Below are 24,885 nucleotides of genomic sequence, written 5' to 3'. Positions count from 1 at the left end.
ATCCGAATACCGTTAGCCGTGCCCGTTATGCAGATTCTGCACAAAGTTTCCCTTGATCAGCTCTTCGTTCTGGATATTGAAACGGTGCCCTGCGTGGGTTGCCACGATGAGCTGAATGACATGCTGCGGCTATTGTGGGAGCATAAATGCCATGCCCTGCGCCGGGAAAAAGGCTGGCACTCCAGCGCCGCCGACGTCACGGAAATGCCCGACCACCTGCACCCGTCTTCTTTGTTTGAGCAGGCCGGGATTTACGCCGAGTTTGGGAAAGTGGTGTGCATTTCCGTGGGCTGCTTCTTCTTTGATAAGGAGGAAGAGCGGTGGCGCTTCCGGGTGAAAAGCTTCGCCGACCACGACGAGAAAACCATGATGCGGGAGTTTGCCGCCCTGCTGGCCCGCAAGCCCAACTACCTGCTCTGTGCCCACAACGGAAAGGAATTCGACTTTCCCTACCTGGGCCGCCGCCTGCTCATCAACGGTCTGCAACTGCCGCCGCAGCTGGATGTGGCCGGCAAAAAGCCTTGGGAAATCAACCACCTTGATACCATGGAGCTGTGGAAGTTTGGTGACCGGAAATCCTTTACCTCCCTGGCGCTACTAGCCGCCATGTTCGGTATTCCCACGCCCAAAGACGATATCAGCGGGGCCGATGTAGCCCGGGTTTATTATAACGAGAAGGATCTGCCGCGCATCGTGCACTACTGCCAGAAGGATATAATCACCACGGCCCGCGTGCTGCAGAAATTCCGGGGCGAAGAGCCCTTCAGTGACGAGGCTATTGTGTATGCCGATGAGGCAGCGGCAGTTATGCGCCGCGTCTGAGTCATGGCCGGTTATGATTTTATGACCAAATGAAGATTAAAATTTGGATATAAACATGAGAATTTAGTCTTATATATAGTCATTTGATTATGGTGCTACGTAAGCAGGGGGATTCCTAACTCTAAACCCTCCCTGCTATGAGCCAGAACTTACTGGAGCTTGTTGAAAATTACTTCAGCAGCGACACGGTGCACCAAACCAGCACTGCGCTGGGCGAAAGTGAAAGTAGTATTGGTACTGCCCTGCGCAGCGTTATCCCCCTGGCCCTGGCGGCCCTGTTTGGCCGCTCCCAGCAGCCTGGCGGCATGGCCGATGTATATGGTATGGCCCGCCAGGCCCACAGCACCGGCATTCTAGGTAACCTGGGCGACTTGCTGGGCGGCATGAGCCGGGGCAGCACCGCCACGGCAGATGCGGATGGCGGCCTGCTAAACCGCGGTGCCGAGCTTCTGCGCTCCATATTGGGCACTAACTATACCACCGCAGTAGAGCAGGTAGGGCAGCAGGCCGGCGTAAAAAGCTCTTCTATTAATAGCCTGTTAAGTATGGCTGTGCCGGTAGGGCTGGGACTGATGGGCCGCCACGCGGCGCAGAATAATCTGGATGAAGCCGGCTTTGGCACCTATATCAATAGCCAGCACAGTAGTCTGGCCGGCGCTTTAAGCCGCCTGCCGGGTGGTTTAGGCAATATGCTGGCCGGCCTGAGCCTGGGCGCTGCCGGAGCTGCCGCCAGCGTGGGCAATGCCGCGGCCGGTGCGGCGCGCAATGTGGGCAGTACCATGTCGACGGCTGCCCGCAATCCATCTGATACCAACCGGGATGCCGCTTACGTGCCGGAGCGGACGGCCACCCCTGCCCGCTGGCCGTGGCTGCTATTGGCCCTGCTGGCCCTGGCCGCGCTCTGGTACTTCATGCGGGGCTGCAACCGGGAGCCGGACACCACCACTACGACCACGGAAACCCCGATGGATACCACCAGCCGGATGGCTCCGGCCGCACCTGTTACTGGTCCCACAGGGCGCTACGATGAGGCCACCGGCAACTACATCTATGATACCGGCTCTACTTCGGAAATAAGGCTTGCGGATGGCACCGTGCTCAATGTAGGAGCCAACTCCACGGAAGCCCGCCTGTACAACTTCCTCAACGACGCCAACATGACGGTGAGCGACGACAAGACCCAGGGCTGGTTCAGCCTGGATCGGGTGTATTTCAACACCGGTAAGTCTACGCTCACGGCCGAGTCGCAGGCGCAGTTGAAGAACATGGCGGCCATTCTGAAGGCCTTCCCCAATGCGGCCATCAAGTTCGGTGGCTACACCGATAACATAGGCAAGGCTGACATGAACCTGACGCTTAGCGCCGACCGCGCCAATGCGGCCCGCAAAGCCCTGATGAATAATGGTATTGATGCCGGCCGTGTAGCGGCGGAGGGCTATGGGCAGGAGCATCCCATTGCCTCCAATGATACCCCCGAAGGCCGCGCCCAGAACCGCCGCGTAGATGTGCGCGTGACCAAAAAGTAGTGTCGGCTTTTCTGACAAGTTCTAAAAACGTACTTACCACATAATAAAAGAGCGGCCCCGATAGGCCGCTCTTTTATTATGTGGTATCAGCCTGGACTTGATCTACAAAATACCGCTTACCAAGCCGGGCAGCACACCCAGTACCACCGTCAGCAACGCCAGCAGCAGAAGGGCCGCAGACTGGAAGCCTCCCACAAAAACGGGTTCAGCAGTATCGGCGTCCGTATCGCGCATGTACATGGCAATAATGGGACGCAGGTAGTAGTAAATGCTTACCATCGACATAACCACGGCAAACACCACCAGCCAGATATAGCCATTCTCCACGGCCGCCGAGAAAATGAAGAACTTACCAAAGAAGCCACCCGTGAGCGGAATACCGGCCAGGGAAAGCATGGCTACCGTCATCACAAACGCCAGCAGCGGATTGGTTTTGGCCAGGCCGTTCAGGCCGTTGTAGTCCTCGCGCTGGCGGGCATCGGCCACCAGTTTCAGCACCCCGAAGGCGGCCACCGTAGCTACCGAGTAAGCCAGCGAATAGAAGAAAATACCGTTGGCGGAAGCACCCTGCAGCTGCCCGTTGAAAGCCACCAGACCAATCAGCAGATAGCCGGCGTGCGATACGCTGGAGTAGGCCAGCATGCGCTTTACGCTGTTTTGGGCCACCGCGCCTACGTTACCGATAAGCAGCGTAAGCACGCACATGGCGGTAAGGGTAGGCAGCCACAAACCCTGGGCCGCGGCCGCGGGGAAAGCCTGCACCAGCAGCTTTAGGAAAGCCGCAAAGCCGGCAGTTTTCACCACTGTGCTCATAAAGGCGGCAAAGAAGGTAGGCGTACCCTCATACACATCGGGCGTCCAGAAGTGGAACGGCGCCGCCGATACTTTAAAGCCAATACCAATCAGCATCAGCAGCATGCCGATGTACAGCATGGGTGTGAGCGAAGCATTGGTAGGGGCCTGCACCGCCGCGCTGATTTTCGCCAGCTCAAACGTGCCGGTAGCACCATACACCAGCGCCATACCAAAGAGCAGCACGCCGGTGAAGAATGCACCCATCAGGAAATACTTCAGGGCGGCTTCGTTGGAGCGCAGATTGCGCTTATCGGAGCCGGCCAGCACGTACATGGCTACGCTCAGGATTTCGATGCCCAGGAACAGCATGAGCAGGTGGTTGTAGCTCACCATCATAATGGCGCCCACCAGCGAGAACAGCAGCAACGAGTAGTACTCCGCCAGGTTGGCTTCGCCGTCGCGCACGTATTTCTGGGAGAAGGGTATCAGCAGCAGCGCCGTGAGCACGACAATACCAGTGAAAGCCACCGAGAAATTGTCGACGACCAGCATGCCGCTGAAGAACGATTGGGTGCCGGTGTTCCAGTCGATAAGGTTGACCCCAAACACCACCGCTAGCATGAGCATGGCGGCAGGTAGCAGGAGCCGGTTAGAGCGCAGGAACCCGAGGAACAGATTCGCGAGGCCCAGAACGGAAAGTAGAATGATGGAATTCATAGTCGGCTGATTGTAGCGCGAAGCTCCAGCTTCGCGTATCGTTGAACGAATTCGTCGAACGATACTCGTTATGACGGTGCGTAGGAGGCGCGAAGCTGGAGCTTCGCGCTACAAGCCAATTAGCGTTTTACTACCTCGTTCAGAATGCCCAGTACACTGCCTTCCGACAGGTGCAGGAACGTGTTCGGGAACAGGCCAATCCAGAAAACCAGTACAATGAGTGGTACCAGCAAGGCCAGCTCAGCGCCGGTCAGGTCGGTGAAGGTAGCGGTGTGGGCGGAGTCGGGGCCCAGCATTACGCGCTGGAACATACGCAGCAGGTACACGGCACCCAGAATGATGGTAACACCGGCTACAGCACCCATCCAGGCGTTGTACTGGTACACGCCGGCCAGCAGCAGGAACTCACCCACGAAGCCGTTGGTGAGTGGCAAAGCTACCGTGCCCAGCAGCAGCACCAGGAAGCAAACCGTGAGTACGGGTGCCTGCCGCGTCAGACCACCGAGGTCGGGAATCAGGCGGGTACCGGTGCGGCGCTCAATGGCATCGGCAATGAAGAACATGCCCACCACGTTCACACCGTGGGCCAGCATCTGAATGCTGGCACCCTGCATGCCGATCTGCGTGAGCGAGAATACGCCGGCCGCCATCAGTCCCACGTGCGAGAGAGACGAATAGGCAATCAGACGCTTCATGTCCTGCTGGCGAATGGCAATGATAGCGCCGTAGATGATGCCGATGATGGAGAGAATCAAAACCAGATTCTGCCACTGGCTTACACCCATGGGCACTACCGGCAGCAGCCAGCGCATGGTACCATAAATACCCATTTTCAGCATGATGCCCGAGAGCAGCATGGTAGCCGGAGCGGGCGCTTCGGTGTAGGTATCGGGCTGCCAGGTGTGGAAGGGGAAGATGGGCATCTTCACGGCGAAGGCCGCAAAAATGAGCCAGAACAGCCAGGACTGGGTTTCGGCCGGCAGGTTCAGGTTATAGAACGAGGCTAGCTCTGAGTTGTGCGCCGCAAGACCGTTGGCGGCGGGGCCGGTCTGGAAATACAGGTACACGAAGCCCGCCAGCATAAACAGCGAGCCGACGATGGTGTAGAGGAAGAACTTGAAGGTGACGCGGGCCCGGTTGACACCGCCCCAAACCCCGGCCAGGAAGTAAATCGGAATCAGGGCTACTTCCCAGAAGAAGTAGAACAGGAAAGCATCCTGGGCCGTGAATACGCCAATCAGGCCGGTCTGCATGAACAGCACCAGCGCATAAAACACCGACTCATTCTCGAAGTTGCGGCGGAAGGAAGCCAGCAGAATAATTGGCACCAGGAAAGCTGTCAGCAGTACCAGCAGGAGGCTCAGGCCATCCATACCCACGTGGAAGTTGATGCCCGCGGAGACAATCCAGTCGTGGTTGAAGGAGAGCTGACTGGTGTTGTTATTACTGAAGAGCACGGCCGCATACGCTGCCAGAACAAATTCAATCAGGGCCGCGCCCAGCGCCGCCACCCGGGCAGCTCTGCCTTTGAAAAAGTGCAGCAGCAGGGCGGCCGCCAGGGGCCAGAGTAGGAGTAAGACAGTCAGCATACGTAATCTGGATGCGGAAGAAGCCGGTGGAAAAATGCCCGGCCCGGCCGTCAGAATAGAATTAGAATTTCACGAAGTTCAGCGCCAGCACCAGCACGATACCCACCACCATCAGGATGAGGTAGGTTTCCACGGAGCCGGTTTGCACGTAGCGTAGCAGCTGTCCGCCGCCCATAGTCACGCGGCCGAAGCCGTTTACCACCGGGTCGATGATGCCTTGTTCCACGAAGCGGTACAGGCCGCGCGAGAGCCACATGATGGGGCGCACGAACAGAGCGTTGTACAGCTCGTCGATGTAGTACTTGTGATAAATCAAGTTTTCGAGGAAGCCGCGCGACTCGCCATCTTCCACCGGGCGCACACCGCGGCTCACGTACTGCACGTAGGCCAGCAGGATACCCAGCACGCCCGCACCCACGGAGAGGCCGATGAGCATGTACTCGGTAGCATGGTCAACCTCGGCGCCGAAAGCGGCCGGGTTTAGCTTCTGCGAGTAAGTGAAGAGGGGAGCCAGATAATCGGCGAGATAATGCTTGCCTAAAATCATGGGAGCACCCATGAAACCACCCACGGCGGCCAGAATAGCTAGGATAATGAGCGGCAGCGTCATGCTGGCCGGCGACTCGTGCAGGTGGTGCTTCTGCTCCTCGGTGCCCCGGAACTCGCCGAAGAAGGTAAGGAACAGCAGACGGAACATGTAGAAGGCCGTCAGGAAGGCGGTGAACAGGCCCACGGCGTACAGCACTTTGTTGTGCTCGTACACGTGCAGCAGGACTTCATCTTTCGAGAAGAAGCCCGCGAAGGGTGGGATACCGGCAATGGCCAGGCAGCCAATCAGGAAGGTAATGAAGGTGATGGGCAGCGCCTTGCGCAGGCCACCCATGCGGCGCATGTCCTGCTCATTGCTCATGGCGTGAATCACGGAGCCCGCGCCCAGGAACATCAGCGCCTTGAAGAAGGCGTGGGTCAACACGTGGAAAAGGCTGGTGCTGTAGCCCATAACGCCCAGCGCCAGGAACATGTAGCCCAGCTGCGACACGGTGGAGTAGGCCAGTACCTTCTTAATATCATTCTGAGCCAGACCAATAGTAGCGGCAAACAGCGCCGTGGCCACCCCAATAATGGCAATAACTTCCAGCGTATGGGGAGCCAACGTGAAGAGCACGTTGGCACGCAGAATCATGTAGATACCTGCCGTAACCATGGTGGCAGCGTGAATCAGGGCCGAAACCGGAGTGGGGCCAGCCATAGCATCGGGCAGCCAGGTGTAGAGCGGCAGCTGGGCCGATTTACCGGCGGCCCCCACGAACAGCAGCAGTGTAATGGCCGTCACGGTCATGGTGCCAATCTGCAGGGTGCTGGCCTTCTGAAATACCTCGGCGTATTGCACCGAGTCGAAGGTGAGGTAAATCAGGAAGATACCGAGCAGGAAGCCCAGGTCACCGATGCGGTTGATGATGAAGGCTTTCTTGGCGGCGTTGTTGTAGCTGGTGTTCTTGTTCCAGAAGCCGATAAGCAGGTAGGAGCACAGCCCCACGCCTTCCCAGCCGATAAACAGAATCACGAAGTTGGCCCCCAGCACCAGCACCAGCATCGAGAAAACGAACAGGTTCAGGAAGGAGAAGAACTTGCCCACGTTCTCATCGTGGTGCATGTAGCCAATGCTGTACACGTGAATCAGGAAGCCCACGCCCGTTACCAGCAGCAGCATAATCAGGCTGAGCTGGTCAATCTGGTAGGAGAAGGGAATCTGCAGGGAGCCGACGGAAATCCAGTCGAACAGCGTGACGGTGTACTGATACTGAAAATTCAGGAACAGAAACACCGAAATGGCAAAGGAGCCCAGTACGGTGGCGCTGCCAATGAGGCCGGCCACGGTGCCGGAGAGCCGGCGGTTGAGCAGGCCGTTAATCAAGAAGCCCAGGAACGGCAACAGCGGAATGAGTACGTACAGCAAAGCAGAGTACGGGGCGCCGGCAGCGGGTATAACAGTTTCTTGCATAAGAGAGATGCAGAATTGTTTCAGTCCTGCGGAGCAGCGTAGGGAGCCTTAGGAGAGCTTCCGGCTGCTGGGCAGAGCAGAAGCGAAATCAGAACTTCAGGCGGTTAAGCAGATTTACGTCAGTATTCTGCAGGTTCCGGTAAATCATTACAATAATAGCCAGCCCCACAGCCACTTCGGCCGCGGCCACGGCCATAATGAAGAACACGAATACCTGCCCGTTGGGGTCGGCGCGGTAAGCCGAGAAGGCCGTCAGCAGCACGTTTACGGCGTTCAGCATCAGCTCCACGCACATAAAGATGATAATGGCATTGCGCCGGGTAAGTACGCCCAGCACGCCGATAGAAAACAGGGCAGTAGCGAAGAAGACGTAGTACTGAAGAGGAACCGTTTGGATAACCTGCGGTATGTTCTGATCCATGCGGGAAGGCTGACGGCGGAACGAAGCCCCGCACTACCTGGGCAGGGCGGGGCAATTAGCTGGCAAAGGTATCCTGAAAATCGGGAAATCCATACCGTAAGCCTGTTGCTTTTGCCTGACTAGCACATTAGCGGGATAAACCAATAGAAGCGGGGTTTTAATGAAGCCACTATTTTGAACTTTGCTGGGATACAAAGAGTTAGTGACTTTCTTTTACAGCGCTGGAGCCTGCAGCAGTATCAAAGTGTAAGGTCAGCTCATTACGTCTGAATGTAAAATTATACTTGCATTATGGTAATTTAATTCATGATTAAAATAATAAAAAATAGAAAAAATTATAATTTAATTGCGCTGTACTATACCAAGGTATATGTTATCAAAAGGAATGTCCCCAACTTGCGCTCCTGATCTGACTTTGACTTTTCTACTTTCACTTACCTATTGCTTATGAGAAGATTACTTACTCTGTTGCTACTGATTCTCAGTAGTACATTGGTGCATGCAGCTACCTATTACACTTATGTAGGAGGCGGCACAAACGGGAACTGGACGAATGATAATGGAGCCAATCCTAAGACTTGGACAACGGACCCTACCGGGCAAACCCTTACGGGTACACCTATTGGCGCTCCTGCTGCCACTGATGCGGTTGTGATTTTGAATGGTTTTACGGTCAACCTAACCGGAGACGTAACTACCAATGGCCATAGCATCAACATTCAAACCGGGGGCGTATTAGATCAGCGCACCTTTAGTTTTACTAGCAACACTGCCGTCACTACCTTAACAGGTGCCGGTAAACTGCGTCTTGCTAGTGTAAGCTTCCCTAAAAAAACGAATACAACGTTTGCGGACGCTACCACTCTAACAGTAGAGTACTATGACCTGCCTACGGCTACTTTACCAGATATCACAACGTATAAGAATCTACTGATTAGTAAAAGCACGGCATCCAATACAACTGTCTCCCTTGCCGTCAACACCATCATAACTGGTACATTAACCACCACCCGAACTGGTACCGGCACCCTGACGGTAGCTGCTGGCGGGAATACACTGACACTAGGTGGAACCACTATTATAGGCAGCGGTACGACGCTAACCACAAGTACTGGCATTAGCAGCACTAGTAATGTTACCAACAACGGCACGATCAGTAGCTCTGCGGATATTACCTTCTCAGGGGCTTCAAATCGCTCGTTTGCTATAAATGGTACTACCCAGTTCCGTTCTATAATTATTAATAAAGGAACGAATGCGCAGTACACGCTGACAATGGCGGCCAATGCCGCCAACCTACTGACGTTAACTAACTCTGGAAATAATAATCCTACAATCAGTGTGCTGAATGGCACAGTTAAATTAGGTAGCAATATTGGTAGCAGTGCCTCCCCGTTACAATTGATGACGTCGGGTAATGGTAACAATGGCTACAATATTCCTGCAACCGGAGGCGTGTGGATTTCCGGTGCTCATGTTAGCTTACCTCCCGCCGTTAAAGGTGGTATGATTTCCCTGGGTAATTTCCGCATCAGCAGCGGTTCCTTCACCTCCATCGATAATGATGGTACTGTCATTGGTGATGTAGGAAGCTACACAATAGAGGGGGGAACTATTAATACGGAAAAGTTTAGCCCGGTACGCACTGGTACGCCAGTGGGCAGCTTTACAATGTCAGGTGGTATACTGAATATATTGTATAACACATCCAATCTGAATAACCAGAAAGCATTTGCCCGCTTCTCGGTGCCCTATGAAACCCAAACGTTCACCATGAGTGGAGGGGTTATTAACATATACAATGCGGAGGGTAACGGCAGCGCCGTAAGCTCTGGTTTTGAAGTAGGCGTTAAGGAAGGTAACTACTCGGTAACCGGAGGCACCGTTAATATTATCCTGCCTGGTGCTGCACAGGACGAGCGTGAATTCCGACTGGCCAGCACTGCGCCGTTCTGGAATCTGAATATCTCCCGTCGGGCCACTGGTCTTGCTACTACCGTTGTATCGGTAGCCGCCAATGAAAATGTTACTGTAAAGCCTCTGGTGGTATTAAACAACCTGACTCTGACAGGGCCTAACTATACCCCAACGCTTCAGGCTAATGGGCAAAGCGTAACGGTGCAGGGAAACTTTACCATTGGCTCCGGGACGCTTTACCTTCCAGGAAATAACCTCACCAGCTTCACGGGTGGTAATAACCAGACGTTGCAGATAGATGGTACGATAGGCACAGCTCCCAACTTGGGTTTGTATCAGATGCTGATGAATAAGGTGAATGGTACGCTCATATTGGGTGGCTCGGCTACTAGCTCCATGCGCGTACTTAATACCCTTACCCTGATGAAAGGCGTCTTCAACGACGCTGGTAAGGTTCTGACAGTACTGGGGGACGTCGCTAACTCGGGTACGCATACCAGCAGCGGCACCACTACCGGTAGCATTACGCTGGCAGGAACTTCGCTGCAGACGGTTTCCGGTGATGGCAATGGTATTTTTGGTAACCTGGTTCTTAACAATGCTACGGTAACCACTAATAACATCACGGTTCAGGCTACCGCTGACCAAACGATCAGCGGTACGCTGACGCTTAACCAAGACCGCCTTTTTGATATTGGCACGCGTCGGTTATATGTAACCTCGATAAGCAAGGACGCCATTTCAGCTGGTGCGGGTGCATTCTCCAATACACGTATGATTCTGACTACCGGTAATCAGTCTGATGGCGGTATTCGCAAAACGTATGGCTCACTGGATACTTTCGTATTCCCAATGGGGACCAAAGTGAGCGGTGTGTATTACTACACCCCCGCCGCTATTGGCCTGTTAGCAGCTCCGGCTAAATATGGTAAGGTGAATGTGGCCCCGGTTAACGTGGTAAACCCATTCTCTACCGATAAAAATAAAGCCCTGCAGTACTATTGGAAGGTAGCTGAATATGACTTTGCGGGCTTAGCTGCTAATAAGGTATCCCATAAGTATACAGCCCCCAACGCACTAATAGCAGGCGATAAAAGCTTCTATGTAGCAGCTTACTATGATCCAAGCACGGTTACGTGGAAAACCACTAACCTCGCCTCGGATGTGGTGAAAAATGCCAGCACTATCGATATCAATTTTGCAGCCGTTAATCTGACGGGTGAATACACCGCTGGTGATTATCGTACTGCCTTCGGCGAAATCAAGAAATTCTTTAGCCGCATGAGCGGCAACTGGCATACTCCCGGTACCTGGTCACGGACGGGCTATGATGGCGCAGCCACTACGGAAATCCCCAACGCTGGCAACCCAGTCTTCATCGGAAACAATTATACCGTAACGGTAGCTCAGAATAACGCAGCCTCCGGTAGTCTGCAAATTGATCTGGGTGCTGTGCTGGACCTAGGTACTACTACCGGTCACAACTTTGGCTCCTTGCCTGAGGAGGTGGTGAAAGGCTCTGGTACGTTACGCATATCTACCACCGCTGCCACGGCTATATTCCCCGGTGGTGACTTCGCCAATTTCCTGGGGGCCCAAGGCGGTACGGTAGAATACTACACGACAGGCACGAACTTCATGCTGCCAGCTAATTCGGTAGCTTCCTATTATAACCTGGTGTTGAACTCCGGTTCAGGGCGTACGCTTACTCTGCCTAACCAGAACCTGCGTGTTTATGGAGACCTGAGCGCAGGTACGCTGACTGGTTTTACTGGTTTAGCTCAGATGAGCGCCGGTATAAACGGCAATTTGGTAATAGACGGTGGAATTGATGTGCAGCAGGGAAGCCTACTGTATGGTAGTGCAACGCGCAGCGTAACAGCAGGGAATAATGTGCAGGTAGGAACTGGAGCCACGTTTGGTATTGGCAACGGCACTACGGCAAACACCCTGCAGATTGGCGGTAGCGTTATCAATAATGGTACGTTTGCACTGGCTCCAACGGCTGCCACTGGCAAAGTCGATGTAACCTTCACCGGTGCTACAGATCAAAAGATAACGGGTACTGGTACAACGACTACACTCAATACCGTTACGGTAAACAAAGGCACTTCTCGCACCCCCATGCTCACGCTGGATGTAGCAGGTACTCTCACAGTGCCGGATGCCACCGAAAACTGGCTGGTGCTGAGCAATGGTACCTTTAGCTTTGCGAAGGCGAATGCCACGATTAAAGTAAATACCGGGGTATATACCATTGGAAATACGGCTGGTCTGGCCGTGAATGGCACTGGTGCAGTTATTAATCTGGCTACTGCAGCAAACCTGCAATTGGATGGTCGCCTGAGTGCCTTGCTGGGCACCATTAACGTGGGCAACAGCATTGAATATTCGGGCGCTACGCAACCAGAAATTGAAGTAGTAGCCGGCACGCTTAATGTCGCAGGTCAGATTCGTCGTCCTACTACTACTACGCAAGGCTCCCTTACCTACACTCAGAGCGGAGGCTCAGCAGTAGTAAGCGGCACAACATTCAATACCAGCCGGGCTATGTTTGAAGTGCTCAACTCGGGCAGCTTCACTATGACGGGTGGAACACTTACCGTGCTGAAAACTTTGGGAGCTGCTGCTACAGCTGATGTTTATCTGCACCCGGCCACGAGCTCGGTAACTGGCGGTGAAATTGTACTGGGTAACCCTGGTGCTACTACTGCGGCCATTCTTAAGTTGGATACCACTGTACCGCTGTTTAGCCTGAAGGTTGCTAATGGCAACACCAACACTAACACGGCTCAGCTGTTGCAAAACGCACTGACGCTAAAGGGTAACCTGACAATCGGCAACTCCAACTCCATCTTCGATACCAATCAGTTGGACGTTTTGGTAGCGGGTAATTTCAGCAATGGAAACTCTGCTGCTACTACCGGCCTGACTACGGGCGGCTACCGCGCTGGAATTGCTACTCAAACCACTACACTGAATGGCACTGCTGGCAACCAAACGTTAACCGGCGCCACCGGCAACCTAACCAACTTTGGTAATCTGGTGGTGAATAACACCTACGCAAGTGGTAAAGTAACCTTACAAAACAACACCGCACTGCGTGTTGCTGGCCAGCTAACCTTGACAAAGGGTGAACTAGCCGATGGCGGCAATACCATTACAGTACTGGGCAATGTGGCCAACTCAGCAGTGCATAGTGGAACAGGCAAGATACTGCTGACGAATACGACTGCGCAGAATATCAGCGGTAATGGCTCCGGCATTTTCGGAAACCTTACGCTTGATAACACGGTGGGAGTCACGATGTCGGCAGGCCAGCAGGTGAATGGGGTGTTAACGTTTACGAATGGCACCCTGAGCATTGGTTCTAACTTGTTAAAGCTGAACAACACCAGCAGCGCAGCAATTGTAGGAGCTACCAACGCCAAGTACATTATAACCAATGGCTCCGTGGCAGATGAGGGTGTACAGAAGTCTTTCGCAACAGGCACCAGTACGGTATTTACATTCCCGGTTGGGTCCGCTGGTAAGTACACGCCAGCATTGTACACCATTAGTGCCAATACTGCTCCCGGTACCATTACAGTAGCGCCGGTAAATTCAGCGCACCCTTCTACAACTGATGCCGCTGCATTGGAACTGAAGTACTACTGGCGCGTGAGCAGCACGGGCTTCAATGGCCTGCAGGCAACCCATCAGTATGTATATGATGATGCTCAGGTTTCGGGAACCGAAAGCCGTTACGTAGCGGGGCGCTTCCTGATTAATAAGTGGGAGCCGAACGGTGGTATCAGCAACACGGTTACAGCAAACACCAACACCATTACCCTGACAAATGTAAACTACCTGAGCGGCGACTATACCGCTGCTACTGCAACGAATAGCCCTTCCTATACAACCTCCAGCGAATTTGGTGCTGTAAGTATCTATTACAGCCGCAATGCTGCTCCTGATATTACCACACTGGGTGCCGATTGGGATGCACCTACTTCCTGGACATTTAGTGCTGATGGATCTGGTACTGCTGCTGGTGTTCCTAATGCTGGCAATCCGGTGGTGATTCTGCCAGGTCATATCATTAAGACATCACAAGTGGGCCGCATTTCTTCTTCCCTAACCCTGGGGGGAACTTTGAACATCAGCAACTTTACCTCTAATAATTTCGGGGTAGTAACTGGTAAGGGACGTTTGAAAATCAACTCCTCCACATTCCCTGCCGGTAACTATACTGACTTTACCAGCAGCACGGGCGGCACGGTAGAATACACCGGTTCCATTGTGACGCTGCCACCCCGCTCCCTATACAACAACCTGGTTTTCTCCGGTACGGGTGCAACCAAGTCGCTGGGCAACGTATCGTTGCAGCTGAACGGCTACATGCTGATAGAGGCAGGCAATACAGTAAACAACAATGATAACATTGATGTCACGCTGCTTGATGCTGCGCAGAGCTTCACCAACAACGGTATTGTCAACTTGGGTGATGGTAGCCTGACCGTTGCTGGTTCACTGGCCAATAACACCGGAGCAAGCCTGACACTGGGTGGTGGTAACACTATCATTGGTACTACCCTAAGTAATGCGGGTATTATGACTTCTGATGAAGGCAGCGTAGCGGTAGGTAGCACATTGGTTAACACCGGCACTTACAACACCGGTGCTGGTGCACTGCAGGTAACGGCTGATCTGACTAACTCCAACACCTTTAACGCGGAGAACCAGAGTGGTGCTATTACGGTAGGCGGTAACCTGACGACTACCAATACCTTCCGGGCCGGCAACGGTAACCTGACGGTAACTGGCAACGTGTCAAACTCGGGTGCTTACTACGCCAACGCGAACCTGCTCACCATTGGGGGCGACTTTGCTAACTTGGGCGCTGGTAATTTCAACGCGGGCACCGGTACTACCGATCTGCAAGGCAACTGGACCAACTCGGCTACGTTCACTCCCAACCTGGGTACGGTACGTTTCCTGAGTAATGTAGCCCGTGTGCTGGGTGGTACGCAGCCTACTGCGTTCTACACAGTTTACAAGCAGGGCACCGGTTCGTTGACTATGTCACAGAACGTGACGATTGGCAACGTGCTCAACCTGATAAATGGTAACATTATTACGGGAACCAACACGCTGGCCCTCACTAATGCGGCTACGCAACCAGTGACGGGAGAGAGCCTGAATGCCTACATTTTGGGTAAACTGGCCATTACGTTCCCCACTACCTCGTTTGCTACACGTACCTTCCCCGTAGGTAACTTCAAGCCGGGCGATACGTCCATCAACTTCTATCGTCCGGTGACTATTGTGGCCCAGGGTGGAAGCACCGCGGGTACACAAGTTCAGGTAGAAATGGTGCAGACTTCGGCTACCGGCCAGGTAGCAGCAGGTTCCGGCATCTCCAACCTGTCGCGGGTGCGCTACTATAGCATCACGGCGCTGAGTGGAGCTATCAACAACCCAACGGTGCAGCTTAGCTTTAACACCAACATCAACGATGAAGAGATTAACGTGCCCAGCAACCTGCGCGTAGCGCGGGCCACGGCGGCCGGCGGTACCTGGACGAATGAAGGCGGTGCCGGTGTATTCTCTCCGGCGGCTCCTGCCGGTTACGTTACCTCGGGTATTACCAGCATTACTAACAACTCGCTGTTTGCCCTGGCCTCTACCAACCTGGTCGATAATCCACTCAACAACTCCTACACCCCGCTGCCGGTAGAACTGGTTGCCTTTATGGCTAAAGTCGTTGGCTCTACCGTACGGGTAAACTGGGCTACTTCCATGGAGCGCAACAGCGCCTACTTCGTAGTAGAACGCTCCCTGAACGGTAAGGCATTTGAAGCAGTAGCGCAGGTGGCCGCTCAGGGTACCAGCACTACCCGCTTTGAGTATGCTGCCACCGATGCACGTCCGTTCCAGGGGCAGTCGTACTACCGCCTGCGCCAAGTGGATAACGACGGCCGCACGGCGTATAGCCCCGTTGTAGTGGTGAAGATGGCGGGCATTGCCAAAGCGGCACTGCAGGCTTATCCTAACCCGGCGCAGGGCACCCAGTTCAATGTACTGGTACAGGGCCTGAAAGGCACCGCCGGCACGCTGCGCATCACCGACGGCTTCGGCCGCGAGGTGTACCAGAAAGCGGTAAACCTGACGCTGGATCAGCAGGACATGATGGTGAAGCCCGCTGCCAAGCTGGCTGCCGGAATGTACATCGTTACGCTGCAAACGGCCGATGGACGCTTCACCCAGAAACTGGTGGTGGAGTAAACAACTTCCAATTATTGCCTAAAAAGGCGGCTCCTCCTGGGGCCGCCTTTTTTCATTAGCTCAGGTACGTGTCAGGCCTCATCCTACCTTCACTTAAAACGAGCGGAAAAGCCTAAGCTCTCTGCACAGGCATTGAAGTTAAGTTTGGCCGTAAGCCTGATACATAGTACTGTACTACCTCTCGAGCGTCTCAACTAAACCGCGCATGCCAGACGTTTTTGTGAGTATTGATGCGAACGGGGCTGTGGGAAACCCATACCTTAGCCCACCTAATCACCCCAACTTTTCAATGAGTATCATTACCATCAGCAGCCTGGCTGAGCTGGCCCAGCACGAAGGCCAGGATCTGGGCGTATCCGGTTACCATACCATCACGCAGGAGCAAATCAACCGCTTCGCCGACGCCACCCTGGACCACCAGTGGATACATCTGGACGCGGAACGGGCCAAAACCGAGTCGCCGTTTGGGGCTACTATTGCCCACGGGTACCTGACTGTATCGTTGTTGCCATATTTGTGGTGTCAGATTGTGGCTATCGAGAACCTGAAAATGCAGGTGAACTATGAAATCGAAAGCCTGCGCTTTAATCAGGCGGTGCTGGTGAACAGCGAGGTGCGTTTGCATGCCAAGCTGCTTTCGGTAAAAGATTTGCGCGGCATTGCCAAGGCCCGCATAGAGGTAACCCTGGAAATCAAAGACAGCAAAAAACCTGCCTATACCGGGGTTATTACCTTCCTGTACCACTTTCAATAGTATCAGCCGCAGAGAAACCATCGACTGAAAAAATGACTTGGTAAGCCATCAAAAAGAAAGGCATCGGCTGTATAGTCCTTGCCTTTCTTTTTGAGGTCGAATAAAAAATGCGCATCCGTCCATAAAGTATTTTCTTCGCCTGTCCGTCTGTATCAGCAGAATGGCAACACTACCTCTCACCATCGACGACGCCTCCTTCATGACGGCCGGGCACCAGGATCAGCAGATACAGGAGGCCGTGCGCGCGCAACGCGGCCGGCTGCTGTCGTTCATCCGCCGACGCATTCCGGATGAGGCCGATGCGGAAGACGTACTGCAGGACGTGTTCTACGAGCTAGTGCAGAGCTACCGTATGGTGAAGCCTGTAGAGCAGGTGGCGGCCTGGCTATTCCGCGTGGCCCGCAACAAAATCATCGACCGGTACCGCCGCCCCAAAACCTCTTCCCTGGAAGAAGCCGCCGCCTACCACGCCACCCAGGACCCGGAAGAATCGCTGCTGCTGGCCGATGTGCTGCCCGCCGCCGACTCTTCCACCGAAACAGCCCTGGCCCGCGAAGCCATTATGGAAGCCATTCTGGATGCCCTGGATGAGCTGCCGCCCGCCCAACGCCAGGTATTTGTGTGGCACGAGTTCGAAGGCAAAACCTTCCGGCAGATGGAGGAAGAAACCGGCGTACAGCTCAAAACCCTGATTTCGCGCAAGCACTACGCCGTGCAGCAGCTCCGCACCAAACTGCAGGACCTCTACACCGACCTCTTTACCGATTAAACACCCGGCCGCCAATTACGCGGCTCCCTATAACTCCCACTCGCACCCCCCCACATCAAACGATATATGAACCGTTCCTTCTGGCTGCTCCGCGGCCTAAAATTTGTCCTCCTCGTAGCGCTGTTTATTGCGCTAGCCGGCTTCGTGGTGATGAGCCTCTGGAACTGGCTGATGCCGGCCATCTTCGGCCTGCCACTACTCTCATTCGGGCAGTCCCTGGGGCTGCTGATCCTGAGCCGCATTCTATTCGGCGGTTTTCACAAAGGTGGTGGAGGCGGCGCCTGGAAAGCCCGCGCCCAGGAACACTGGCGCAACAAAATGGAAAACCGCATGCAGGGCATGACGGAAGAAGAGCGGGAGAAATTCCGCCAGAAAATGCGCACCAGCTGCGGCCCACCGTGGATGCGCATGCCCGCTGAGCAACCTCAGTCTGCTTCCCAAGCCCAGTAAAAGAAAAGCGGCGACTGAGATATCAGTCGCCGCTTTTGTATATCTAATCAGAAAAACTACTACCTAGAAATTCCGCTCTCCTAGTTCGCGCTTGCCCAGCATTACGGCGCCCACCATAGCCACCAGGAACAGCACCGAAGCCAGCTCAAATGGCAGCAGATACTGCGTATAAAGCACCATGCCCAGCTTATCTACCATGCCAATCTGCGAGTTGAACGTAGCGGCATCGTAACCAGCGGGCTGCACGTCTTTCATGGCGGCAACCATGATGAGCAGCAGCGAGCCACCGGCTACGGCGGCGGCAATTTTTGCCAGCGCGGGCTTGTGCGGCTCCGTGTCCACGTTCAGGTTCAGGAACATAATCACGAACAGGAACAGCACCATAATAGCGCCAGCGTACACAATGATGTTCACGGCAGCCAGAAACTGCGCGTTCAGCAGCAGGTAGTGTCCCGACAGCGAGAAGAACGTCAGAATCAGGAACAGCACGCTGTGTACCGGGTTTTTGGCGAATACCACACCCAGCGCGCTCAGCAGCGCTACAAAAGCCAGAAAAAGAAAGAGTGGAGACATAGGAGAAAGCAAGAAAACTAGTTTCCCTCCTCAGATAAGGAGGGGCTAGGGGTGGTTGATGCTGGCAGAACGATAACTAGCTCTAGTCTTTTAGTTCTAGTTAACCACCCCGCCCTTTGGGCACCCCTCCTTGAAAAAAGGAGGGGAATTGACGTTCTACTACGCCAGATTTGCGCGCAGCGCCTTGGCCTGCTCCGGCGTCAGCTGAATACCGCGGATAGAGCGTGCATCTGGCGACACGGGCTCTACCAGCCGGTCTTTGCCGTAGATGAACTCGTCGCGCTCATAGCGGGGCGGGGCCATTTTATCGGGCTGCAGGTATACGGCGGCTTTCGGGCAGGCTTCCTCGCAGAGGCCGCAGAAAATGCACCGCAGCATGTTGATTTCGTAGCTGACGGCGTACTTCTCCTCGCGGTAGAGGCCTTCTTCACCTTTCTTCCGCTCGCCGGCTACCATGGTAATGGCTTCGGCGGGACAGGCTACGGCGCAGAGGCCGCAGGCAGTGCACCGCTCCCGGCCCTGCTCGTCGCGCTTGAGCACGTGCAGGCCACGGAAGATGGGGGAGAAGGGACGCGTTTCTTCGGGGTAGCGGATGGTGGCCTTCTTCATGAAGAAGTGCCGCATCGTGATGCTTAGCCCCTGGAAAATAGCCGGCAGGTAAGCCCGTTCGGCCAGCGTCATCGGTTTTTTCTCCAGTATCTTGGCTCGGTTGGTGAGTTGCATATAATCAGTTGCGAAAACTGTCCGTACTAGCGTTTGTCATGTCGAGCGAAGTCGAGACATCTCGCGTGCTGAGGTTGTGGCGCTAACTATTTACCACACTAGCAAGATGTCTCGACTTCGCTCGACATGACAAGCGAGAGAGATGTAAATTACTAAATCACGCCGAACAGGATGAGCCCGCCGGTGATGAGGATGTTTATCACGGCCAGCGGAATGAGAATGGTCCAGCCCAGGCGCATCAGTTGGTCGTAGCGGAAGCGCGGGAGAGTCCAGCGAATCCACATGAAGAAGAAGATAAAGGCAAAGATCTTCAGGAACAGACCCGCCGTACCCAGGAAGGTAATCAGGTTCTGCGCCGAAGCTAGCGTCCAGTCGTGGTTGCTCACCAGCCAGTCGCGCAGCTCGTACTGGAAGGGAAAGTTGAAGCCGCCGAAGTACAGCACGCTCATCACGGCCGAAACCACGAAGATGTTCACGTACTCCGAGAACAGGTACAGGCCCAGCTTCATGGAGGAATACTCCGTGTGATAGCCGCCTACCAGCTCCGTTTCGCACTCGGGCAAGTCAAAAGGCGTACGGTTGGTTTCCGCGAAAGCGCACACCAGGAAGATGATAAAGCCCAAAGGCTGCTTCACGATGTTCCAGAAATGCCATTCACCGGCAATGGACTGCTGTAGGGTGATTTCGCGCAGCGACAAGGTGCCGGAAATCATCAGCACCGCAATCAGCGACATGCCCATGGCCAGCTCGTAGCTGATGTTCTGCGAAGCCGCCCGGATAGCGCCCAGCAGGGAGAACTTGTTGTTGGAAGCCCAGCCGCCAATCATCACACCATAAACCCCCAGCGAAACCACGCCGAAAATCCACAGCATGCCGATGTTCACCTCAATACCCTGCAGGAAGAAAAGGTTGTTGCCAAAGCTCACGTTGTTGCCGAACGGAATAACCGCCGACGACATCAGAGCCGTGGTCATGGCCAGGCAGGGGCCAAAGATGAACAGGGCCTTATTGGCGCCACCGGGGAAAAATTCTTCCTTCGTGAACATCTTCACGGCATCGGCCAGGGGTTGGGCCAAGCCATAGGGGCCGGCACGGTCCGGGCCTACGCGGTCCTGCAGAAACGCGGCAATGACCCGCTCAGCGTAAGTGCAATATGTAGCAATCAGCAGCGAAAGCGCGAATACAACGAAGATGACGATGGATTGCCAGCCCAGGGTTGGTATTTCTATCATGGGAGAGTTGCTTGCTTAAAATCACCCTCAAAAAAGGGTGGCAGAACCGTATATACTCAGCTTAGTTACCCAGTTTCATGGGTGGATTCTGCTCCAGATCCCGCACGGAGCTCTCGGGCAAATCGGCAATAACCTGCGGGTTCACCACCGGCAGCTCATAGTGGTTGGCCGAAATTACCGAAGAACGGTCGATGTGAGCCGGGCCTTCGATGGTCCAGTCAGCGGTTTCCTTTTTGTCGAAACGGCAGGTGTTGCAGATCCACTCTTTTACCTCGCCGTACTCGTCCTTGCGGGCCGTTACGCGGAGCACGTCTTTGCCTTTGTACCAGAGTACCACGCGGCCTCCACACTTCTCGTTCTCACAGTCGCGGTGCGCATTCACGGGCTTCGTGAACCAAACGCGCTGCTTAAAGCGGAATGTTTTATCGGTCAGAGCGCCTACCGGGCATACGTCGATAACGTTGCCGGAGAAGTCGTTGTCGATGATGTTCTCGATGTAGGTGCCGATTTCAGCGGCGTCGCCGCGGCCCAGTACGCCGTGCACGCGCTTGTCGGTCAGCTGGTCGGCGGTGTACACGCAGCGGTAGCACAGAATGCAGCGCGTCATGTGCAACTGAATCAGCGGGCCGATGTCGATTTTCTCGAAAGTGCGGCGCTCCTCTACGTAGCGGGTGGTGCTCACGCCATGCTCGTAGGCGAAGTTCTGCAGGTCACACTCCCCGGCCTGGTCGCACACGGGGCAGTCCAGCGGGTGGTTGATGAGCAGCATCTCCACAATGCCTTTGCGCACGTCCATCACCTGCTCAGACGTAGTGTTTTCCACTATCATGCCATCCTGCACGGGCGTGACGCACGAGGCCACCAGCTTGGGCATGGGGCGCGGGTCCTTGGCCGAGCCGGCGGCTACGCGCACCAAGCAGGCGCGGCACTTGCCGCCCGAGCCTTTCAGGGGCGTGTAGTAGCACATAGCCGGGGGCACAATGCTGCCGCCAATCTGGCGGGCTGCGTTGAGGATGGTGGTTCCGTCCGGAACTTCAACCTCGATGCCGTCGAAGGTTATTTTAGCCATTATTCAAAGCTTCCGTGAGGGAAGAGAAAGTCAATTACCAGAAAATTAAACCAGCACAGCCTTGCCGGGGAAGACCGCGCCGGGCTGCACGGCTTCTTTGGCGTTGGTCACGTGCCATTCAAACTCCTCGCGGAAGTGGCGCACGGCGGCAGCTACCGGCCAGGCAGCCGCTTCGCCCAGCGGGCAAATGGTGTTGCCTTCAATTTGCTTGGCTACACTCACCAGCAGGTCGATGTCTTCCATGCGGCCGTGGCCGTACTCCAAGCGGTGGAGCACTTTCTCCAGCCAGCCCGTACCCTCACGGCAGGGCGAGCATTGCCCGCACGACTCGTGATGGTAGAAGCGGGAGAAGTTCCAGGTGTTGCGCACAATGCAGGTTGTCTCGTCCATGGCAATAAAGCCACCCGAGCCCAGCATGGTACCCGTCACGAAACCACCATCCGAGAGTGACTCGTAGGTCATGAGGCGGTTTTCACCGGCGGCCGTTTTCAGGATCAGTTCTTTGGGCAGAATCGGCACGGAAGAGCCACCGGCTACTACGGCCTTCAGCTCCCGGCCTTTCCAGATGCCGCCGCAGTACTCATCGGAATAGATGAACTCCTCAACGGGCAGACCCAACTCAATTTCGTAGATACCGGGCTTGTTGAGGTGGCCGCAGGCCGAAATCAGCTTGGTACCGGTGCTCCGGCCAATGCCAATTTTAGCGTACTCGTCGCCACCTTCGTTTACAATAACCGGAATGGCGGCAATGGATTCTACGTTGTTAACCACCGTGGGGCGGGCGTACAGGCCCTGCACCGCCGGGAATGGCGGCTTGTTGCGCGGGTTGCCACGCTTGCCTTCCAGGGATTCCAGCAGCGCCGTTTCCTCACCGCAGATGTAGGCGCCGCCACCGGGGTGCAAGTACAGGTCCAGATCGTAGCCCGAGCCGAGGATGTTCTTGCCCAGGTAACCGGCCGCGTAGGCTTCGGCAATGGCTTTTTCCAGGATGCGCAGCACGTACAACAACTCGCCGCGGATGTAGATGTACGAGGTGTTGGCGCCCAGCGCGTAGGAGCTCGTAATCATGCCCTCGATGAGCAGATGCGGCAGCTTGGACATCAGCTGGCGGTCCTTGAAGGTGCCCGGCTCCGATTCGTCGGCGTTGCAGACGAGGTAGCGCGGCACGCCCTCGGGTTTGGCCAGGAAGCTCCACTTCATGCCCGTGGGGAAGCCAGCGCCGCCGCGGCCCCGCAGGCCCGACTTCTTCACTTCTTCCACCACCTCTTCGGGCGTCATGGTTTTGATGGCCTTCTCCACCGAGCGGTACCCGCCATGCTTGCGGTATACCTCCAGGGTGTCGATGCCTTCAACGTTAATATGTTCGGTCAGCAGTTTGCGTCCCATAAGTTCTGAGCGGTAAGCTGAAAGACGTTAGTTGTTGGCCAGCGCGTTCGGGAGGCCGTTTTCTTCCCACGGCAGCGCCGGGCGGTGTACCTGTTTGCGCAGCTCCGAGAGCATAGCATCCACGGCTTCCTGGGTGTCCAGCTGCTCGTAGTACTTCTCGCGCACCTGCACAATGGGGGCAAAGCCGCAGGCGGCCAGGCACTCCACTTCCTTCAGGGTAAACAAACCATCGGCTGATGGCGGGCCACCTACCATAGCGCCGGTGATGCGCTCCAGATGTGCAGTCAGCTCATCGGAGCCGCGCAGCATGCAGGGGCCCGTGCGGCAGATTTCCAGCACGTGCTTGCCTACCGGCCTCAGGTTGAACATGGTGTAGAACGTCGACACCTCGTACACCTCAATCGGGGCCAGGCCCAGTGCTTCGGCCACTAGGTCCTGTACTTCGGGGCTTACCCAGCCGCCAAATTCCGCCTGGGCAATGTGCAGCACGGGCAGCAGGGCCGACTTGCGGCGCTCTTCAGGATATTGCTTGCAGATGCGCGCAATTTCGGCCTTCGCAGCTTCAGAAAATTGCGGCTTAGCGGGCGCAGTAGTCGGTTCCATATCAGTCAAATTCAGCAAAAAACTACGCGTCCAGCTCGCCGGCAATAACGTTCATCGATGACAGAGTCACGATGGCGTCGGAGAGGGTTGAGCCCACCACCATTTCGGGGTAAGCCTGGTAGTAGATAAAGCAAGGGCGGCGGAAATGCAGGCGGTAGGGCGTGCGACCCCCGTCGGAAACGAGGTAGAAGCCCAGCTCGCCGTTGCCGCCTTCCACGGAGTGGTACACTTCACCCACCGGCGCTTCAATCTCACCCATGATGATTTTGAAGTGGTAGATGAGAGCCTCCATGTTCTGGTACACGGCCTGCTTGGGCGGCAGGTAATAATGCGGGGCATCGGCGTGGAAGGGGCCTTCGGGCAGGTTTTCCAGGGCTTGATTGATAATGCGCAGGCTCTGCCAGATTTCCTCGTTGCGCACCATGAAACGGTCGTAAGTATCGCCGTTGGTGCCCACCGGAATTTCAAAGTCGAAATCCTGATAAGAGGAGTAGGGGTTCATCACCCGCACGTCGTAGTCGACGCCGGCGGCGCGCAGGTTGGGGCCCGTGAAGCCGTAGTTCAGCGCCTTCTCCGCCGTGATACCGCCCACGTTCTGGGTGCGGTCCATGAAGATGCGGTTGCGGTTAAACATCTTCTCAAACTCCCGCATCACGGCCGGGAAGGTCTTCAGCCAGTCGCGCAGCTTCTGCAGGGCTACGGGCGTAAAGTCGCGCTCCATACCGCCCACGCGGCCCATGTTGGTAGTGAGGCGGGCGCCGCAGATTTCCTCGTAAATCTCATACACCTTCTCGCGCTCCTGAAACACATACAGGAAGCCCGTGAAAGCGCCGGTATCTACCCCCAGAATGGAGTTGCAGATGAGGTGGTCGGTAATCCGAGCCAGCTCCATCACAATCACGCGCATGTACTGGGCGCGGGTGGGCACCGTAACGCCCAGCAGCTTCTCTACCGTCATGTGCCAGCCCATGTTGTTGATGGGCGACGAACAATAGTTCATGCGGTCCGTCAGGGGCGTAATCTGGTAGAAGGGCCGGCGCTCGGCAATCTTCTCGAAGGCGCGGTGGATGTAGCCGATGGTGGGCACGCCCGAAATAATCCGCTCCCCGTCCATCTGCAGAATGTTCTGGAAGATGCCGTGGGTAGCGGGGTGCGTGGGGCCCAGGTTCAGCGTAGTCAGCTCCTGGTTGAAGTCGTTGACGGCCGGGTGCATCGGGTTGATGCGGTGGTCCTGCTCCTTCGCCGACTCAATGATTTTATGGGTGCCTTC

The 24,885-nt window shown here is 55.3% G+C and carries 17 protein-coding genes; 6 read left to right on the top strand and 11 right to left on the bottom strand.

The window, feature by feature from the left end:
* Positions 1-27: 27 nt before the first annotated feature.
* Positions 28-822, top strand: coding sequence for a 3'-5' exonuclease (locus AM218_RS11685; RefSeq protein ID WP_197273959.1), 795 nt, complete (start codon positions 28-30; stop codon positions 820-822).
* Positions 823-959: 137 nt separating this feature from the next.
* Entirely contained in the window at positions 960-2,348 is a 1,389-nt protein-coding gene (locus AM218_RS11680; protein WP_054414024.1) for an OmpA family protein, read from the top strand.
* 102 nt (positions 2,349-2,450) lie between these two features.
* On the opposite strand, the gene AM218_RS11675 is transcribed toward AM218_RS11680, so the two are convergent.
* From AM218_RS11675 to nuoK, 4 genes are all read right to left on the bottom strand, one after another.
* Positions 2,451-3,860: an NADH-quinone oxidoreductase subunit N gene (locus tag AM218_RS11675; protein WP_054414023.1), complete on the bottom strand. Its 1,410-nt coding sequence runs from the start codon at positions 3,858-3,860 to the stop codon at positions 2,451-2,453.
* 119 nt (positions 3,861-3,979) lie between these two features.
* The gene (locus AM218_RS11670) at positions 3,980-5,449 is read right to left on the bottom strand and encodes a complex I subunit 4 family protein (protein ID WP_054414022.1); all 1,470 of its coding nucleotides are present in this window, start codon (positions 5,447-5,449) and stop codon (positions 3,980-3,982) included.
* A 61-nt stretch (positions 5,450-5,510) separates the two neighbouring features.
* Complete coding sequence (gene nuoL, locus AM218_RS11665) at positions 5,511-7,451, bottom strand: NADH-quinone oxidoreductase subunit L (protein ID WP_054414021.1); 1,941 nt, start codon at positions 7,449-7,451, stop codon at positions 5,511-5,513.
* A gap of 88 nt (positions 7,452-7,539) precedes the next feature.
* Positions 7,540-7,872: an NADH-quinone oxidoreductase subunit NuoK gene (gene nuoK / locus AM218_RS11660; protein WP_044511864.1), complete on the bottom strand. Its 333-nt coding sequence runs from the start codon at positions 7,870-7,872 to the stop codon at positions 7,540-7,542.
* A gap of 1,695 nt (positions 7,873-9,567) precedes the next feature.
* Here nuoK and AM218_RS11655 point away from each other — a divergent pair.
* The 4 genes from AM218_RS11655 (at position 9,568) to AM218_RS11640 (ending at position 18,029) form a co-directional block, all read left to right on the top strand.
* Complete coding sequence (locus AM218_RS11655; protein WP_197273958.1) at positions 9,568-16,056, top strand: T9SS type A sorting domain-containing protein; 6,489 nt, start codon at positions 9,568-9,570, stop codon at positions 16,054-16,056.
* 289 nt (positions 16,057-16,345) lie between these two features.
* Positions 16,346-16,810, top strand: a complete 465-nt coding sequence (locus AM218_RS11650) for a MaoC family dehydratase (protein WP_054414019.1) — start codon at positions 16,346-16,348, stop codon at positions 16,808-16,810.
* 160 nt (positions 16,811-16,970) lie between these two features.
* Complete coding sequence (locus AM218_RS11645; protein WP_197273957.1) at positions 16,971-17,579, top strand: RNA polymerase sigma factor; 609 nt, start codon at positions 16,971-16,973, stop codon at positions 17,577-17,579.
* A gap of 66 nt (positions 17,580-17,645) precedes the next feature.
* Complete coding sequence (locus AM218_RS11640) at positions 17,646-18,029, top strand: hypothetical protein (protein ID WP_071843772.1); 384 nt, start codon at positions 17,646-17,648, stop codon at positions 18,027-18,029.
* A 63-nt stretch (positions 18,030-18,092) separates the two neighbouring features.
* Here AM218_RS11640 and AM218_RS11635 read toward each other — a convergent pair whose 3' ends face one another.
* From AM218_RS11635 to nuoD, 7 genes are all read right to left on the bottom strand, one after another.
* Positions 18,093-18,602 (bottom strand): NADH-quinone oxidoreductase subunit J family protein, encoded by a 510-nt coding sequence (locus tag AM218_RS11635; RefSeq protein ID WP_054414017.1) that lies wholly within the window; start codon positions 18,600-18,602, stop codon positions 18,093-18,095.
* 159 nt (positions 18,603-18,761) lie between these two features.
* Positions 18,762-19,325, bottom strand: coding sequence for a NuoI/complex I 23 kDa subunit family protein (locus AM218_RS11630; RefSeq protein WP_054414016.1), 564 nt, complete (start codon positions 19,323-19,325; stop codon positions 18,762-18,764).
* Between the two features lie 152 nt (positions 19,326-19,477).
* Entirely contained in the window at positions 19,478-20,557 is a 1,080-nt protein-coding gene (gene nuoH / locus AM218_RS11625; protein ID WP_054414015.1) for an NADH-quinone oxidoreductase subunit NuoH, read from the bottom strand.
* Between the two features lie 61 nt (positions 20,558-20,618).
* Positions 20,619-21,626 (bottom strand): NADH-quinone oxidoreductase subunit G, encoded by a 1,008-nt coding sequence (locus AM218_RS11620; RefSeq protein ID WP_054414014.1) that lies wholly within the window; start codon positions 21,624-21,626, stop codon positions 20,619-20,621.
* A gap of 45 nt (positions 21,627-21,671) precedes the next feature.
* Positions 21,672-23,012, bottom strand: a complete 1,341-nt coding sequence (gene nuoF / locus AM218_RS11615) for an NADH-quinone oxidoreductase subunit NuoF (protein ID WP_054414013.1) — start codon at positions 23,010-23,012, stop codon at positions 21,672-21,674.
* A gap of 27 nt (positions 23,013-23,039) precedes the next feature.
* Positions 23,040-23,615 (bottom strand): NADH-quinone oxidoreductase subunit NuoE family protein, encoded by a 576-nt coding sequence (locus AM218_RS11610; RefSeq protein WP_054414012.1) that lies wholly within the window; start codon positions 23,613-23,615, stop codon positions 23,040-23,042.
* A gap of 22 nt (positions 23,616-23,637) precedes the next feature.
* Positions 23,638-24,828 carry an NADH dehydrogenase (quinone) subunit D gene (gene nuoD / locus AM218_RS11605; protein WP_054415544.1) on the bottom strand — a complete coding sequence of 397 codons (1,191 nt, stop codon included), beginning with the start codon at positions 24,826-24,828 and terminating at the stop codon, positions 23,638-23,640.
* Positions 24,829-24,885 lie beyond the last annotated feature (57 nt).

It is taken from the genome of Hymenobacter sp. DG25A (assembly GCF_001280305.1).
Lineage (GTDB): Bacteria > Bacteroidota > Bacteroidia > Cytophagales > Hymenobacteraceae > Hymenobacter.
The sequence above is the reverse complement of the archived record's forward strand: the minus strand, read 5'-3'. Positions and strand labels throughout refer to the sequence as shown.

Coding starts and splice junctions, on each gene's coding strand:
- AM218_RS11685 (WP_197273959.1), top strand. CDS start 28: ATGCAGATTCTGCACAAAGTTTCCCTTGATCAGCTCTTCGTTCTGGAT.
- AM218_RS11680 (WP_054414024.1), top strand. CDS start 960: ATGAGCCAGAACTTACTGGAGCTTGTTGAAAATTACTTCAGCAGCGAC.
- AM218_RS11675 (WP_054414023.1), bottom strand. CDS start 3,860: ATGAATTCCATCATTCTACTTTCCGTTCTGGGCCTCGCGAATCTGTTC.
- AM218_RS11670 (WP_054414022.1), bottom strand. CDS start 5,449: ATGCTGACTGTCTTACTCCTACTCTGGCCCCTGGCGGCCGCCCTGCTG.
- nuoL (WP_054414021.1), bottom strand. CDS start 7,451: ATGCAAGAAACTGTTATACCCGCTGCCGGCGCCCCGTACTCTGCTTTG.
- nuoK (WP_044511864.1), bottom strand. CDS start 7,872: ATGGATCAGAACATACCGCAGGTTATCCAAACGGTTCCTCTTCAGTAC.
- AM218_RS11650 (WP_054414019.1), top strand. CDS start 16,346: ATGAGTATCATTACCATCAGCAGCCTGGCTGAGCTGGCCCAGCACGAA.
- AM218_RS11645 (WP_197273957.1), top strand. CDS start 16,971: ATGGCAACACTACCTCTCACCATCGACGACGCCTCCTTCATGACGGCC.
- AM218_RS11640 (WP_071843772.1), top strand. CDS start 17,646: ATGAACCGTTCCTTCTGGCTGCTCCGCGGCCTAAAATTTGTCCTCCTC.
- AM218_RS11635 (WP_054414017.1), bottom strand. CDS start 18,602: ATGTCTCCACTCTTTCTTTTTCTGGCTTTTGTAGCGCTGCTGAGCGCG.
- AM218_RS11630 (WP_054414016.1), bottom strand. CDS start 19,325: ATGCAACTCACCAACCGAGCCAAGATACTGGAGAAAAAACCGATGACG.
- nuoH (WP_054414015.1), bottom strand. CDS start 20,557: ATGATAGAAATACCAACCCTGGGCTGGCAATCCATCGTCATCTTCGTT.
- AM218_RS11620 (WP_054414014.1), bottom strand. CDS start 21,626: ATGGCTAAAATAACCTTCGACGGCATCGAGGTTGAAGTTCCGGACGGA.
- nuoF (WP_054414013.1), bottom strand. CDS start 23,012: ATGGGACGCAAACTGCTGACCGAACATATTAACGTTGAAGGCATCGAC.
- AM218_RS11610 (WP_054414012.1), bottom strand. CDS start 23,615: ATGGAACCGACTACTGCGCCCGCTAAGCCGCAATTTTCTGAAGCTGCG.
- nuoD (WP_054415544.1), bottom strand. CDS start 24,828: ATGCACCCGGCCGTCAACGACTTCAACCAGGAGCTGACTACGCTGAAC.